This window comes from Vibrio sp. 9-16B-A1, from assembly GCF_056726165.1.
In genome coordinates this window covers 80,217-94,607 of record NZ_JBSDZD010000008.1, presented here as the reverse complement: position 1 = coordinate 94,607, position 14,391 = coordinate 80,217, and the positions used below count along the sequence as shown (strand labels likewise).

10 protein-coding genes are annotated in these 14,391 nt (G+C 55.2%); 5 read left to right on the top strand and 5 right to left on the bottom strand.

Annotated elements, in window-relative coordinates:
- Positions 1 to 21: 21 nt before the first annotated feature.
- From argR to ACVB80_RS14160, 4 genes are all read left to right on the top strand, one after another.
- A complete protein-coding gene (gene argR / locus ACVB80_RS14175; protein WP_481081941.1) occupies positions 22 to 492 on the top strand; it encodes a transcriptional regulator ArgR in 471 nt (156 codons plus the stop codon).
- A gap of 329 nt (positions 493 to 821) precedes the next feature.
- Positions 822 to 1,790 carry a TAXI family TRAP transporter solute-binding subunit gene (locus ACVB80_RS14170; protein WP_481081940.1) on the top strand — a complete coding sequence of 323 codons (969 nt, stop codon included), beginning with the start codon at positions 822 to 824 and terminating at the stop codon, positions 1,788 to 1,790.
- Between the two features lie 205 nt (positions 1,791 to 1,995).
- The gene (locus ACVB80_RS14165) at positions 1,996 to 4,569 is read left to right on the top strand and encodes a TRAP transporter permease (protein WP_481081939.1); all 2,574 of its coding nucleotides are present in this window, start codon (positions 1,996 to 1,998) and stop codon (positions 4,567 to 4,569) included.
- Between the two features lie 341 nt (positions 4,570 to 4,910).
- Positions 4,911 to 5,342, top strand: coding sequence for a universal stress protein (locus tag ACVB80_RS14160; protein WP_481081938.1), 432 nt, complete (start codon positions 4,911 to 4,913; stop codon positions 5,340 to 5,342).
- Positions 5,343 to 5,487: 145 nt separating this feature from the next.
- On the opposite strand, the gene ACVB80_RS14155 is transcribed toward ACVB80_RS14160, so the two are convergent.
- From ACVB80_RS14155 to rapA, 3 genes are all read right to left on the bottom strand, one after another.
- A complete protein-coding gene (locus ACVB80_RS14155; RefSeq protein ID WP_481081937.1) occupies positions 5,488 to 6,441 on the bottom strand; it encodes a D-2-hydroxyacid dehydrogenase in 954 nt (317 codons plus the stop codon).
- Positions 6,442 to 6,451: 10 nt separating this feature from the next.
- Positions 6,452 to 7,189, bottom strand: coding sequence for a bifunctional tRNA pseudouridine(32) synthase/23S rRNA pseudouridine(746) synthase RluA (gene rluA, locus ACVB80_RS14150; protein ID WP_481081936.1), 738 nt, complete (start codon positions 7,187 to 7,189; stop codon positions 6,452 to 6,454).
- 70 nt (positions 7,190 to 7,259) lie between these two features.
- Positions 7,260 to 10,166 (bottom strand): RNA polymerase-associated protein RapA, encoded by a 2,907-nt coding sequence (rapA, locus tag ACVB80_RS14145; protein ID WP_481081935.1) that lies wholly within the window; start codon positions 10,164 to 10,166, stop codon positions 7,260 to 7,262.
- A gap of 417 nt (positions 10,167 to 10,583) precedes the next feature.
- On the opposite strand from rapA, the gene ACVB80_RS14140 reads away from it, so the two are divergent.
- Positions 10,584 to 11,960, top strand: a complete 1,377-nt coding sequence (locus ACVB80_RS14140) for a PhoH family protein (RefSeq protein ID WP_481081934.1) — start codon at positions 10,584 to 10,586, stop codon at positions 11,958 to 11,960.
- A gap of 143 nt (positions 11,961 to 12,103) precedes the next feature.
- Here ACVB80_RS14140 and thiQ read toward each other — a convergent pair whose 3' ends face one another.
- Both thiQ and thiP read right to left on the bottom strand, forming a co-directional pair.
- Complete coding sequence (gene thiQ / locus ACVB80_RS14135; RefSeq protein WP_481081933.1) at positions 12,104 to 12,814, bottom strand: thiamine ABC transporter ATP-binding protein; 711 nt, start codon at positions 12,812 to 12,814, stop codon at positions 12,104 to 12,106.
- A complete protein-coding gene (gene thiP / locus ACVB80_RS14130; RefSeq protein ID WP_481081932.1) occupies positions 12,811 to 14,382 on the bottom strand; it encodes a thiamine/thiamine pyrophosphate ABC transporter permease ThiP in 1,572 nt (523 codons plus the stop codon). The genes thiQ and thiP overlap by 4 nt, the downstream gene beginning before the upstream one ends.
- Between the last annotated feature and the right edge of the window lie 9 nt (positions 14,383 to 14,391).

Sequence of the window (14,391 nt, the reverse complement as noted above, 5' to 3'; positions counted from 1 at the left end):
AAGTCAGTGACAAGAGTCCCTATGCGAAATACCGACAAACAAGATAACCTGGTCCGTGTTTTTAAAGCCCTGCTTAAAGAAGAACGCTTTGGTTCTCAGGGTGAAATCGTTGATGCGCTGAAGCATGAAGGGTTTGATAACATTAACCAGTCCAAGGTGTCCCGTATGCTGACCAAGTTTGGCGCGGTCCGTACCCGTAACGCCAAAATGGAGATGGTTTACTGTCTTCCGGCAGAACTTGGGGTACCGACAGCATCCAGCTCGCTGCGCGAACTGGTACTGGACGTGGATTACAACAACAGCATCGTCGTTATTCACACCGGCCCGGGCGCAGCACAACTCATCGCCCGCCTGCTTGACTCATTAGGCAAGGCTGAAGGCATTCTGGGTGTGGTAGCAGGTGATGACACCATTTTTATTACTCCAACGCTGCAAATCTCCACCGAAACTCTCTTCAATTCTGTGTGTGAACTGTTTGAATACACCGGGTGAAACCTGTTGTTATTAACCATAGGTCATGGAAATCATTTTATTTCCGTGACCTTGTTCACGTTTAGGAAAATTTCATCTCATTCAGTTGGTTAATTTTAACCATTTGAAATATAAGAACTTTAATATCACCCCACTACGAAAAGTTCTATTAACACCTCAGACTTATTCGCTAAAAATCTTAACAAGATTGTAATTTCGCGCCGTTTTTTTGCTATTATTCAGCCACTTTTTCAGCTTTTATGCGGAGAAAGTTGCCGTTTCCACGCAGGAAACCCCACCGGCGAGAGCAACTGTCTGTGGGTGGATAACGAAAAAAGGAAGGGAAATTCATGGCATTTAAAAATCTTGTGAAAATCACGGCGATTGCTGCGGCTGTAATGGGCGCGGGCAGTGTGCAGGCTCAGGAATTCATCACTATCGGTACCGGCTCCGTAACCGGTGTTTACTACCCGACTGGTGGTGCTATCTGTAAGCTGGTCAACAAAGGCCGTAAGGAACACAATATTCGTTGCTCGGTTGAATCTACCGGCGGCTCTATCTACAACGTAAACACTATCCGTGCCGGTGAGCTGGACTTCGGTATTGTACAGTCTGACTGGCAGTACCACGGCTACAACGGTACCAGCAAGTTTGCCGACCAGGGTCCGTACAAAAAGCTGCGTGCAGTATTCTCTCTGCATACCGAACCTTTCAACGTGATCGCACGTGCTGATGCCGGCATCAACGGTATCAAAGATCTGAAAGGCAAACGCGTAAACATTGGTAACCCGGGCTCCGGTGACCGCGCGACTATGGGCGTGGTGATGGACGCAATGGGCTGGAAGCTGGAAGACTTCAAACTGGCTTCAGAACTGAAAGGCTCCGAGCGCTCACAGGCACTGTGTGACAACAAGATCGACGCCTTTGTTTACGTGGTTGGTCACCCGAATGGCTCAATCAAAGAAGCGACGACTTCATGTGACGCGAAACTGGTATCAGTGACCGGTCCTGAAATCGATAAAATCGTAAACGACAACCCATACTACGCGTTCAGCAACCTGCCCGCCGGTACTTACCGCGGTACAGACAGCAATGTGAACAGCTTTGGTGTGGCTGCAACCATGGTAACCACCACCGACATCTCTGATGAAGTGGCTTACAACGTGGCCAAGGCAGTGTTTGAAAACTTTGACACCTTCAAGCGCCTGCACCCGGCATTCGCCAACCTGAAGAAAGAAGATATGGTCCAGGCCGGCCTCTCTATCCCTCTTCACCCGGGTGCTGAGAAATACTACAAAGAAGTGGGCTTACTCAAGTAACCCTTCTCTCAGGAGCAGGTGGGCAACCACCTGCTCTGCGCTGATTTATTCTGCCTATAACGATAAACAACACCCGCAACCTGCAGGGTGCAGCTCTTTGCACCTTAAAAAGCAAAGAGTGCTTAATAAACACGCTACACTTTAGTGATAGCCTGGCTGTTGGATCTCCGGATTGTGAGATCCCGATGTGAAAAGGATGACGTACATGACGCAGACATCGACACCATCTCAGGATGTCCAGGAAATGGTGGCGCAGGCCGATACCGGTGCCCGCAATCCTCAGGGAATTCCCGGAAAAATCCTTTGGTTCGTACCACTTTGCTGGTCGCTGTTCCAGCTGTGGTATGCCTCTCCACTGCCGTTCATTTTTAATTTTGCGGTACTCAATGATACCGAAGCCCGTTCGATACACTTATCATTTGCTATCTTTCTGGCGTTTACTGCCTATCCGGCAATGAAGAACTCTCCCCGTGACCACGTCCCGCTGATTGACTGGATAATGGCCGCACTGGGCGCTTTCTCTGCAGGCTATATCTACCTGTTTTATACCCAGCTGGCCGAACGCTCAGGTGCGCCAACCAGCTTTGATATTGTAATGGCGGTCAGCGGTATGATACTGCTGCTCGAGGCGACCCGCCGCGCACTGGGTCCACCTCTGATGGTGGTTGCCGCCGTCTTTTTGCTTTACACCTTCGGCGGTCCCTACATGCCGGATGTGATCGCCCACAAAGGCGCGAGCCTTAACAAAGCCATGTCTCACCTGTGGCTGACGACCGAAGGGGTCTTCGGTGTGGCTCTGGGTGTCTCCACCTCGTTTGTATTCCTGTTTGTGCTGTTTGGCGCCATGCTGGAGCGCGCGGGTGCCGGCGCTTACTTTATTCGCGTTGCGTTTTCCCTGCTCGGCCACATGAAGGGCGGTCCGGCGAAAGCGGCCGTTGTAGCCTCGGGCCTGTCCGGGCTTGTCTCCGGCTCTTCAATTGCCAACGTGGTAACCACAGGGACCTTTACCATTCCGCTGATGAAGCGGGTGGGTTTCCCGGGTACCAAAGCCGGCGCCGTAGAAGTAGCCGCATCCACCAATGGTCAGCTGACGCCGCCTATCATGGGCGCAGCCGCCTTCCTGATGGTGGAATACGTGGGCATCTCCTATGTGGAAGTGATCAAGGCGGCGCTGCTGCCTGCGCTGATCTCCTATATCGCCCTGCTCTACATCGTCCACCTTGAAGCGTGTAAAGCGGGTATGACCGGTCTTCCACGCCGCCACAACCCGACACTTGTGCAGAGCCTGCTGTCGTTTACCGGTACCATTCTGGGTCTGTGTGTCATCAGTGCCGTTGTGTACTACGGCGTTGGCTGGACCAAAGATGTATTCGGCGCAGCAGCGACACCTATCGTCACGGTCGCCCTGCTGGCTTCCTATGTGGGGCTTGTCTCTATCTCTGCCCGCTACCACAGTGAGCAGAACCTGGAGACCGAGCTGGATGAAGTGCCGGACCCGGGTCCGACGATCAAATCCGGCCTGCACTTCCTGCTGCCGATCGTGGTGCTGGTATGGTGCCTGACCGTTGAACGCTTCTCTCCGGGTCTGTCTGCCTTCTGGGCAACGGTATTTATGATCTTTATCCTGATCACCCAGCGCCCGCTGATTGCGCTTTTCAGCAAACACGATGACATTGCAGAACAAACCCGACAGGGCTTTATTGACCTGACCGAAGCACTGGTCTCTGGTGCGCGTAATATGATTGGTATCGGTGTGGCAACTGCAGCTGCAGGTACCGTGGTCGGTGTGGTCACCCTGACCGGTATCGGCCTGGTGATGACTGACTTTGTCGAGTTTATCTCCGGGGGCAGCGTGATCCTGATGCTGCTGTTTACCGCAGTGATCAGCCTGGTGCTGGGGATGGGCCTGCCAACCACGGCGAACTATATCGTGGTATCAACCCTGATGGCGCCGGTGATCGTGACCCTTGGCGCAGCCCATGGCCTGATCATCCCGCTGATCGCTGTTCACCTGTTTGTGTTCTATTTCGGTATTCTGGCCGATGATACGCCGCCGGTAGGTCTGGCCGCATTTGCTGCTGCCGCGATAGCCAAGTCCGATCCTATCAGGACCGGTATCCAGGGCTTTACCTACGATATCCGAACTGCGATCCTGCCGTTCATGTTCATCTTCAATACTCAGCTGCTGATGATGGGCATCGACACCTGGTGGCACCTGACCCTGACGGTGATCTCAGCGATCATAGCGATGCTGCTGTTCTCAGCTGCAACCCAGGGCTGGTGGTTTACCCGCAACAAGTGGTGGGAAACCGTGCTGCTTCTGCTGCTGACCTTCACCTTCTTCCGTCCGGGTTTCTGGTGGGACATGGTCTACCCGGCCAAGGAGTACCATTCCGGCCTGGAGATCGTCGACATTGCTGAGCAGATGCCAATTGGCCAGGCGCTTGAACTGCGCGTTGGTGGTGAAAACCTGGAAGGTGAATATCAGGAAAAAACCGTCCGACTGCCGTTTGAGGACGGTGCGGTAACCGGTGAGGAGCGCGTGGCTTCCATGGGCCTAATGCTGAACATGGTCGACAGCGAGATGGTGGTCGATATGGTTGAATTTGGCAGTCCGGCGGAAGCGTCAGGCATCGACTTCGACTGGCAGATCAAAGCCGTGGTGCTGGAAGCGGACCGGCCGATGAAAGAGTGGGTATTCCTGCCTGCGGTTCTGTTGGTGCTCCTGCTCGCAGCAAATCAAAAACGCCGGGCCAGGGCTGAGACAGTCCCTGCATAATTGGCTATGCTCTAAGGTGCACCTAAGGGCGTGCTGACCTTTCTGGGTCACTTTTGCAGCCTTTGTCGCTTCTTTATACAAGGCAGCGCATACGCCGTATAGCCATCTATACAAGTATGTGATAACGCAGTAGAAAGTAGCGACAAAGGCTGCCCAACGGGTTCATCTAAACGAGTCCAGCGCGGCGTCATTCGTCACTCACATAGAGTTACTATGCCACGCTCCTCATTCCTTGCTCTGAACTCGTTTAGATTGAACAAAATTCGACCCAGAAAGGTCAGCACGCCCTCGCACACCTTTGTTGTAATTGGATCCACGTGATCCACAAAAGAGAAGATAATATGTATAAGAACATTCTGATCCCTGTCGACCTGAACGAAAAAGGCTTTTCTGATAAAGCGGTGGCACTGGCGGTATGGCATGCCCAGCAAAGCGGTGCCCGGCTGCACCTGCTGAATGTGCTGCCCGGTATTCACATGTCAATGGTCGCCACTTACTTTCCGCGCGACGCTGCACACAAGATGAAAGAAGATGTCAAAAACCAGCTTCAGCAGTTTTCGGACACCCATGTACCTGAAGGGGTGGAAAGCAGTTGCTATGTGGCTGAAGGCAAGCCCTACACCACCATCCTGGACTACGCCCAGAAACTGGAAGCCGACCTTATCATCATGCCAAGCCACAAACGCTCGAAAATCGATAAAGTGGTGCTCGGTTCGGTAGCCACCAAAGTGGTGAACAACTCGAAAGTGAATGTGTTGGTAGTAAAGCCGTAAAGAATAGGCGCTGGGCGCTGGGCGCTGGGCGCTGGGCGCTGCAGAATTCTGCGCTCCCCTGGCCCAACGTCAAGCGCACTATCTGGCTGTTTCCCCAGCTAACAACACACTCCCCCAGAGCCTGGTGCCCAGGGCCAAGAGCCTCTTATACTACCCTGTTCACCCTCTCCCCTTTCACAAACCCCTCGATATTCTCTATCAGGATCTCACACAGCTTACTAAGCGCGCTGTCTGAACCCCAGGCGACGTGTGGGGTGAGGATAAGGTTGGGAAGATTTGCGCTGGCGATAAGCGGGTTATCCGTTGGGGCTGGCTCGCTGGTAAACACGTCCACGCCGGCGCCTGCGATTTGGCCGGATTTCAGAGCCTCTGCCAGAGCGTACTCATCGACAAGACCACCGCGACCGGTGTTGATCAGAATGGCAGAGTCTTTCATCTGCTCAAATTCTGGCGTGGCAATCAGGTTAAGAGTTTCGTCATTAAGCGGGCAGTGCAGGGTCAGCACATCAGCCTGCGCCAGCACCTGCTCAAACGGCAGATAACCCGGGCGGCACTCAGCAGCGCCCTTTCGCTCAGCAAACAGCACTTCCATGCCCAGCGCGCGGCCAAGGGTGGCGACCGCCTGTCCCAGAGCACCGGAGCCAATAACGCCCAGTGTGGAGCCAGCGATATCCCCAATCGGGTGGGTGAAGAAACAGAACTTGTTTTGACGCTGCCACTCTCCCCCTGCGATGTCCTGATGGTAACCCATCAGATTACGGCGCAGGGCAAACATCATCGCGATGACGTGCTCAGGCACCGAGCGGGTGGCGTAGCCCTGAATGTTGGTCACGGCGATCCCCAGTTCCCGGCAACACTCAAGATCAACGTTATTGGTACCGGTTGCAGAGATCGCCACCAGCTTCAGGCTGCCTGCGTTCTCCAGTGTTTTGCGGTCCAGCACCACTTTATTGGTGATCACCACCTCTGCACCTTCAATCCGTCCGGCCACCTGCTCCGGCGCAGTGGCAGGATACGAGACCCACCCGTGTTCAAAACCAGGTTCGGGGATATGAATATGAGCGGGAATGGTATCCCGGTCGAGAAACACGATCTTCATTCGTCTCTCCTTATTTCGAATTCAGGGTTTTGTAATCGGGCAGCTTTCGCTCCGGGTCAAAGATCTCCAGCGCCACCGCTTCGGCTTCAGGGTAAAAGTCACACGGCACAAACATGGCTTTCAGCCAGTGGCTGCGCGGGTGATAAAAGGTCAGCTCGGCAGAGTGCAGTTGCAGCCGGTCTGAGAACGCCAGTGCGTCGCCGTCTGAATAGAACTTATCGCCGACGATCGGGTAGCCCAGCGCCTGCATGTGAACCCGCAGCTGATGCGAGCGGCCGGTGACCGGCAGCAGTCTGACCACGCAGGTGTTCTCTTCACGTTTAACAACCTGGTAGCGGGTAATGGCCTTTTTCCCGTCCTCATAACAGACTTTTTGCAGCGGGCGGTTCGGCCAGTCGCAGATAAGCGGCAGGTCAACCACGCCTTCATCCTGCTCCGGCTGCCCCCATACCCGGGCATAATAGATTTTATGGGTCAGGCGGTACTGAAACTGTTTTTTCAGAGCCCGCTCAGCGTGCTTGTGTTTGGCAAACACCATCAGCCCGGAGGTCGACATATCCAGCCTGTGCACCACTTCCGCTTCCGGGTACTGCTCTTTCAGCCGGCTCCACATACTGTCGTGATGCTCAGGGGCTTTGCCCGGCACTGACAGCAGGCCAGACGGCTTGTTGACGATAACGATATGCTCATCTTCAAAGGTAATATCGATCCAGGGATCAACCGGCGGGTTGTACTCAAGTACGGCCATTACTCATCACTCTTTACAAATAAAAAAAGGACGGCCTGCAAAGCCGTCCCTACTATACCAGTTTGTGTGATCAGTTGTGACTGACCACGATAAGACGCAGCGAATCGAGCTGCAGCTGCGCCTGGGCGATATAACCGCTCAGTGCTTCAATCTGGGTTTCAATGGCACTCAGTTCTTCATCACGGATGTTCGGGTTCACCGCTTTCAGTGCCTGAAGACGCTCCAGCTCTGCATTAAGCGAACTGCGCATTTCCGCCATCGCCTGCTCACGCACTTTCTCCAGCTGCGGCTCAATCAGTTTGTCACCGGCGGAGATCAGCTGATGGATCTGACCCTGAACCGAGTTCACCAGTTTGCTGGCCATGTGGCGGTTCACCGGACTCAGCTGACGGTTAAAGCTCTCAAACTCCACCTGGGCCGACAGATCGTTGCCTTTACCGTCCAGCATCATGCGGATCGGTGTCTTCGGCAGGAAGCGGGCAAGACCACTGCTCTTCGGTGCCTGAGCATCCACCAGGTAAACCATTTCCAGCAGCATGGTACCTACCGGCAGCGCTTTGTTCTTCAGCAGGGAAACCGCACAGGTGCCCACGCCTTCACTCAGCAGCAGGTCAATACCACCCTGGATCATCGGGTGCTCCCAGCTCATAAAGTGCATATCTTCACGGGACAGCGCGGTATCACGGTCAAAGGTGATGGTCGCGCCTTCATACGGCAGGCCCGGGTAGCTCGGTACCATCATGTGCTCAGACGGGGTAACCACCAGCGCGTTCTCACCTTTGTCGTCCTGGTTCAGGCCGATGGTATCAAACAGGCTCAGGGCAAAGGTCACCAGGTTGGTGTCACCATCGGTCGCGGCGATCTGTTCAACGATCTGCGCGGCTTTGTCACCACCATTAGAGTGCATCTCCAGCAGGCGGTCACGGCCCTGCTCCATTTTGGCTTTCAGCTCAAGGTTCATCTTGTGCGACGTTTCGATCACTTCGTCCAGATTATCCGTCTCACCGCTGGCCAGCATGGCAATCAGGTCATCCAGGTGCTCGTCGTATACTGCACGGCCAGTCGGGCAGGTTTCACGGAAGGCACTCAGGCCTTCATCAAACCAGCGCGCCAGAATCGCCTGAGAGGTCCCCTCCAGGTACGGGACAAAGATATCGATATCCTGTTGCTGACCGATACGGTCAAGACGACCGATACGCTGCTCCAGCAGGTCCGGGTTCATCGGCAGGTCAAACATCACCAGCTGGTTAGCAAACTGGAAGTTACGCCCTTCAGAACCGATCTCAGAACAGATCAGCACCTGAGCACCGCCCTCTTCCTGAGCAAAGTAAGCCGAGGCTTTATCGCGCTCCAGAATCGACATACCTTCGTGGAATACAGTCGCACGAATACCTTCACGCTCGCGCAGTGCCTGCTCCAGCTGCAGCGCAGTACCGGCACGGGAAGCGATCACCAGGATCTTCTCGCCGCGTTTGGCTTTGATTTTCTCAAGCAGCCAGTCAACACGCGAATCAAATTGCCACCAGCTGGCACTGTCGCCTTCGAACTCCTGGAAGATCTCTTCCGGGTAAAGCATTTTCATCGCACGCGCTTCAGCAGACATCTTGCCACCCAGCATGCCTGCCACGCGCATCGCGGTGGTGTACTGAGACGGGATCGGCATTGGCATCAGGTGCACATTACGCACCGGGAAACCTTTAATCGCTGCACGGGTGTTACGGAACAGCACCCGGCCGGTACCATGACGGTCCATCAGATTGTCGATAAGCTCCTGACGGGCCGCTGCTTTCTGCTCTTCGTCGTCACTGCCTTCGATGATACGAAACAGCGGCTCAACGTCCTGCTCAGACAAAAGCTCAGTGATCTGATTCTTGGCTTCATCCGCCAGCTTCTGCCCGGCAAACAGGGTCGCCACGGAATCAGCGACCGGCGCGTACTGCTGCTCTTCGGCAACAAAAGTGCTGTAATCGTAGAAACGGTCCGGATCGAGCAGACGCAGACGGGCAAAGTGGCTCTCGTGGCCAAGCTGTTCAGGGGTTGCGGTCAGCAACAGCACACCCGGGGTACGCTCAGCCAGTCCTTCCACCACCTGGTACTGACGGCTCGGTTTTTCCTGGCTCCACTCAAGGTGGTGCGCTTCATCCACCACCAGCAGATCCCAGTCACCTTCCAGCGCCTGCTCAAAGCGCTTTTTGCTCTTGCGCAGGAAGTCCAGCGAACAAAGCACCAGCTGCTGGGTATCAAACGGGTTGTCTGACTCGGCGAACGCTTCCACACAGCGCTCTTCGTCAAATACAGAGAAGTGCAGGTTAAAGCGGCGCATCATCTCAACCAGCCACTGATGCTGCAGGGTTTCCGGCACCAGGATCAGGATACGCTCAGCACGGCCGGCCAGCACCTGCTGGTGAATGATCATGCCCGCTTCGATGGTTTTACCCAGGCCTACTTCATCCGCCAGCAGTACGCGTGGCGCGTGGCGGCGGCCCACTTCATGGGCAATGTAAAGCTGATGAGGGATAAGACCGGCACGCATACCACACAGGCCACGCATCGGGCTTCTGTGTTGCTGGTGCTGGTTATGCAATGCACGATAGCGCAGCACAAAGTTGTCCATACGGTCGATCTGACCGGCGAACAGCTTGTCCTGTGGCTTGTTAAAACGGATCTGATTCGACAGGAAAATCTCGCGCAGCAGGGTTTCTTCATCATTATCCTGACGGACACCCATGTAGGTCAGGATGCCATTGTCTTCCTGTACATCGGTCACTTTCAGCGACCAGCCTTCCTGCGCGTCGATCACATCACCGGCGTTAAAGGTCACTCGGGTTACCGGGGCATCGCTTCGCGCGTACACGCGGTTCTCTTCAGATGCTGCAAACATCAGGGTAACCGTACGGGCGTCCAGCGCAACTACCGTACCCAAACCCAAATCGCTTTCTGTATCACTAATCCAGCGTTGACCTAAAGCAAATGCCATGTGACTGAGTTCCTCTTAAACCAAAATTTACCGCGGTGCAGGGTAAGTATATTTGAAATACCTGAAAGGCGATTCTGCACCGCAAAAAAGGGCGCTAATCTTACTTGATGGCGTGATACAGGTCACGCCCAAAGCGGTGAAATTGACGCTTTTTTTTAACGCTCCCGCAAATGCCATAAAAGTGTAAAGAAGATGTGATCAAACTAATTCTAAACACCGAGAATTTACATATACTTGAGTTAAGTCTCTGTCTGTATGGCATACGGATTGCAGAGGCTTGGTATCTAAACGGGTTTGCAGTATGTCGCTGTTTAGAGGGAGCCTGATACCGGAAAGGTCTTCCGCGTGGTTAAACACGACCTCTGCTGACAAACGATGCTTGGCTAAGCATCCGCTGGCGCGGAAAAGGAGACGCTTATGGGCGATACCGACCGGAAATTGTTTGTGCTCGACACCAACATCCTGCTTCATGAACCTTTCGCTATCTATTCCTTCCAGGAACACGACGTGGTCATTCCGATGACCGTTTTAGAAGAACTCGACCGGATAAAAGACAGTAAACGGGATGTGGCCCGCGATGCGCGCGTGGCGATCCGGGCGCTGGAGAACATCTTTCACGATGCCACTCCGGATCAGATCTCCGAAGGGATTTCCCTCAACCGCAACGGAAAATCGAGCGGCACTCTGGCGATTCTGTCCGACTTCGGGCTGCAGGAGACCGTGCGGGCTTTCACCGACAAAGAGGGCGACAACCGGATCCTCAACGCGGTGATCTACCTTCAGAACACACGTTCACCACGTGAAGTAGTACTGGTGACCAAAGACATCAACATGCGTCTGCGCGCCAAAGGAGCCGGGGTCCGCTTTGTCGAGGATTACCGTACCGACCAGCTGATCGATGACGTTCAGTTCCTGACCAAAGGCTTCCACAAATATCAGGGCAATTTCTGGGATAATGTGGAAAAAGTCGAAAGCAAAACCCTTGGAGGGAAAACCTGGCACACCATCAGCCAGGGCCACCTTGAGCCCACCTACATCAACCAGTATCTGATCGATGACGACAGTGATTTTGCTGCCCGGGTGGAGGACAGTAACGGTGAAGCGGTCACGATTCGTGATATCGGCCTGGAGCGGATGCTGTGCCGCCAGGCGTGGGACATCCGGCCGAAAAACGTCTACCAGGGAATGGCTATGGACGCCCTGCTCGACCCGGATATCGATATGGTGATCCTGACCGGCGCGGCTGGTAGTGGTAAGACCATGCTTGCGATGGCGGCAGCACTGGAGATGACCATTGAGCGCGGTATGTTCGATAAGATCATCGTTACCCGAAACACCCCGGATATCGGTGAGTCCATCGGCTTCCTGCCTGGCAGCGAAGAAGAGAAAATGCTGCCGTGGCTGGCAGCGGTAACCGATACCCTGGAAGCGCTGCACAAAAACGACCACTGCACCGAAGGCTCGCTGAAGTACATCTGCGACAAAGCCAATATTCAGTTCAAGTCGATCAACTTTATGCGCGGCCGTTCGATCCAGAATGCGTTTGTGCTGCTCGATGAGTGCCAGAACCTGACCGCTTCACAGATCAAAACCATCATCACCCGCTGTGGTGAGGGTACCAAGATCGTCTGCTCAGGTAACCTGGCTCAGATCGACTCACCATACCTGACGCCGGTGACATCCGGGCTGACCTATATGGTGGAGCGGTTTAAGAACTTTGAAGGCAGTGCCAATGTGCACCTGAATGGCGTAGTGCGCAGCCGTCTGGCTGAGTTTGCGGAGGAGAATCTGTAAAAAGTACGGAGATCCAGCCGGGAGCCGCCAGGCAAACACGCATAAACCCATCCATGGGGCTTCACCGCGCCGTCCTGGCGCGGAGAGTTTGCCTGGCAACTCCCGGCTGCCTTTAGCCATTGAGCTTAATCTCGCAGGTACTTCTACCCGCCCGCTCTTACAAACGCGCTCAATTGAGGGTCACTGTGGTCCGGGCTGAGCGCTTCAATGCTTCCGCTCACCTTCACCCTGCCATCCGCCATAAACGCAAAACGATCCGCCACCGCCCTGGCATCGCTCAGGTGGTGAGTCACCATGACTACGCTGAGCTGCTTTTCCCGGGCCAGATTTTTGACCAGCCCCAGCATCTCTTCGCGGATCACCGGGTCGAGCGCTGAAAATGGCTCATCCAGCAGCCACAGCGAACACGACTGAACAAAACAGCGCGCCAATGCCGCCCGCTGCTTTTGACCACCGGAAACCTCTTCAGGCAGCCGGTCCAGCAAAGCGCCAATACCCACCAGCTCTGCCGCCTGCTCTGCCTGTTGCCACTGCTCTTTTGAAAGCTTCAGCCCCGGATGCAGCCCAAGAGCGATATTGTCTCTCAGGCTGAGATGGGCAAACAGATTATGCTCCTGAAACAGCATCGCCAGCGGACGCTGATAAGGCGCCAGCCCGTTCAGGCGCCGCGTGCCCGCATAAATATCTCCGCTGAGCGGTTCGATAAAACCGGCCACCAGCGCCAGCAGGGTCGATTTGCCCGCCCCGCTTGGCCCAAGCAGTGCCAGAATGTCACCACTGTCCACCTTAAGATCAAAGTTAAAGGCTTCATTTTGATAACGGTACAAAACATTATCGAGAGTCAGTTGAGTCACGCTTTGCGGCCTCCGGTTAACAGACGTTCAATCAGGGTAAAACTGCCTACAGAAAGGGCAAACAATACCAGAGAGACCACAGCGGCCGCCTCCATCTGGTAACTGCCCATCAGCTGAAACAGGTACAATGGCAGGGTTCGCAAATCCTGGCTGCCAAACAGGGCGATGGCACTGAGGTCGCCCATAGAGAGCATGAAACCCAGCGCCAGCGAGTGGCATATTGGCTTTTTCAGCGCCCGCCACTCGATCAGGCGAAGATGATTGAGCCCCCTGATCCCAAGGCTGGCGCTTAAAAACCGGTAGCGCTGCGCCAGGTGCAGCATCGGCTGGGCAAGGGCTTTGACCACATAGGGCAGTGCCATCAGGGCGTTAACCAGAACAACAACCACCACTCCGGTGCGGCTGATATCACCCCACTCCCGCAGCATCAGAAACAGACCGGTACTTAACACCAGCCCGGGCGTCACCAGGATCATGGTCGCCACCAGCTCGGTTTTATCAGCCCAGAATGCTTTGTCCGACAAACGCAGCGCCCGGCTGCTGAGCAGCACCGCAAAACCGCATCCCAGAGCCAGAACAGCGGCACACAGCGCAATCGACACAGAGGTCGCCAGCGCACGCCAGAATGCACCGCTGCCAAGCACGCTGCCAAGCTGGCTGTTCAGTCCGGCCAGCAACACCGCCGCCAGCGGCGGGAGCACCAGCAGAGCCGCGCCGCCTATCCAGCCCCAGTCCCACAGCAGGGTTTTAACGCAATCGCGGCTGTAATCCGGCGCCAGCGCCTGGCTGGCTGCGTCCGGCGGCAACGGACGGGCCAGCTTTTGTACCGCCAGCGCCAGCAGCGCACACAGCCCCATCTGCCACAATGCCAGCAGCGCACCGGCCTGCAGGTCAAAGTCGTATTTGATCGCCTGATAGATGGCCAGCTCAATGGTGGTCGATTTAGGCCCGCCCCCCAGCGCCATCACAGTGGCAAAACTGGTAAAGCAGAGCATAAACACCAGCCCGGCCACATGCGGAAGCTGCTGGCGCAGGCGCGGCCACTCCACAAAACGAAACTTCTGCCAGGCGCTCATCCCAAGATGCGCGGCCAGCTTGTGCTGCTCTGCAGGCACCGATTCCAGAGACTGAAGCAGCAGGCGCGCCGCATAAGGCAGGTTGAAAAACACATGTGCCAGCAGAATACCGCTCAGGCCGTAAATGGAGAGGTCCCAGTCAAACAGCCCGGCCAGCAGACCACTGTTGCCATAGATGGCCAGCAGGCCAAATACCCCCACCAACACCGGCAAAACCAGGGTTGAGGAGAAAAGTTTGAGCAGCAGCCCTTTGCCACGAAAGTGCCGCCGGGACAGGGCGTGGGCGACCGGCAGCGCAAAGCCGACGCTGAGCAGGGTTGAGAGCAGCGCCTGATAAAAACTGAACCGGGTTACATGCAGGTAGTAAGGGTCGCCAATCACCTGCGCCGGATTCAGCCCGGGTGCAAAGCGGATCAGGCTGGTCAGTGCCAGCCCGACCAGCAGCAGGATCGCCAGTACAACCACCAGCCCTGTTTTGGGTATCTTGCCCATATCTCACTC

What these genes read in the sequence shown, in the direction of transcription:
- argR (WP_481081941.1), top strand. Translation starts at nt 22, where the DNA reads ATGCGAAATACCGACAAACAAGATAACCTGGTCCGTGTTTTTAAAGCC.
- ACVB80_RS14170 (WP_481081940.1), top strand. Translation starts at nt 822, where the DNA reads ATGGCATTTAAAAATCTTGTGAAAATCACGGCGATTGCTGCGGCTGTA.
- ACVB80_RS14165 (WP_481081939.1), top strand. Translation starts at nt 1,996, where the DNA reads ATGACGCAGACATCGACACCATCTCAGGATGTCCAGGAAATGGTGGCG.
- ACVB80_RS14160 (WP_481081938.1), top strand. Translation starts at nt 4,911, where the DNA reads ATGTATAAGAACATTCTGATCCCTGTCGACCTGAACGAAAAAGGCTTT.
- ACVB80_RS14155 (WP_481081937.1), bottom strand. Translation starts at nt 6,441, where the DNA reads ATGAAGATCGTGTTTCTCGACCGGGATACCATTCCCGCTCATATTCAT.
- rluA (WP_481081936.1), bottom strand. Translation starts at nt 7,189, where the DNA reads ATGGCCGTACTTGAGTACAACCCGCCGGTTGATCCCTGGATCGATATT.
- rapA (WP_481081935.1), bottom strand. Translation starts at nt 10,166, where the DNA reads ATGGCATTTGCTTTAGGTCAACGCTGGATTAGTGATACAGAAAGCGAT.
- ACVB80_RS14140 (WP_481081934.1), top strand. Translation starts at nt 10,584, where the DNA reads ATGGGCGATACCGACCGGAAATTGTTTGTGCTCGACACCAACATCCTG.
- thiP (WP_481081932.1), bottom strand. Translation starts at nt 14,382, where the DNA reads ATGGGCAAGATACCCAAAACAGGGCTGGTGGTTGTACTGGCGATCCTG.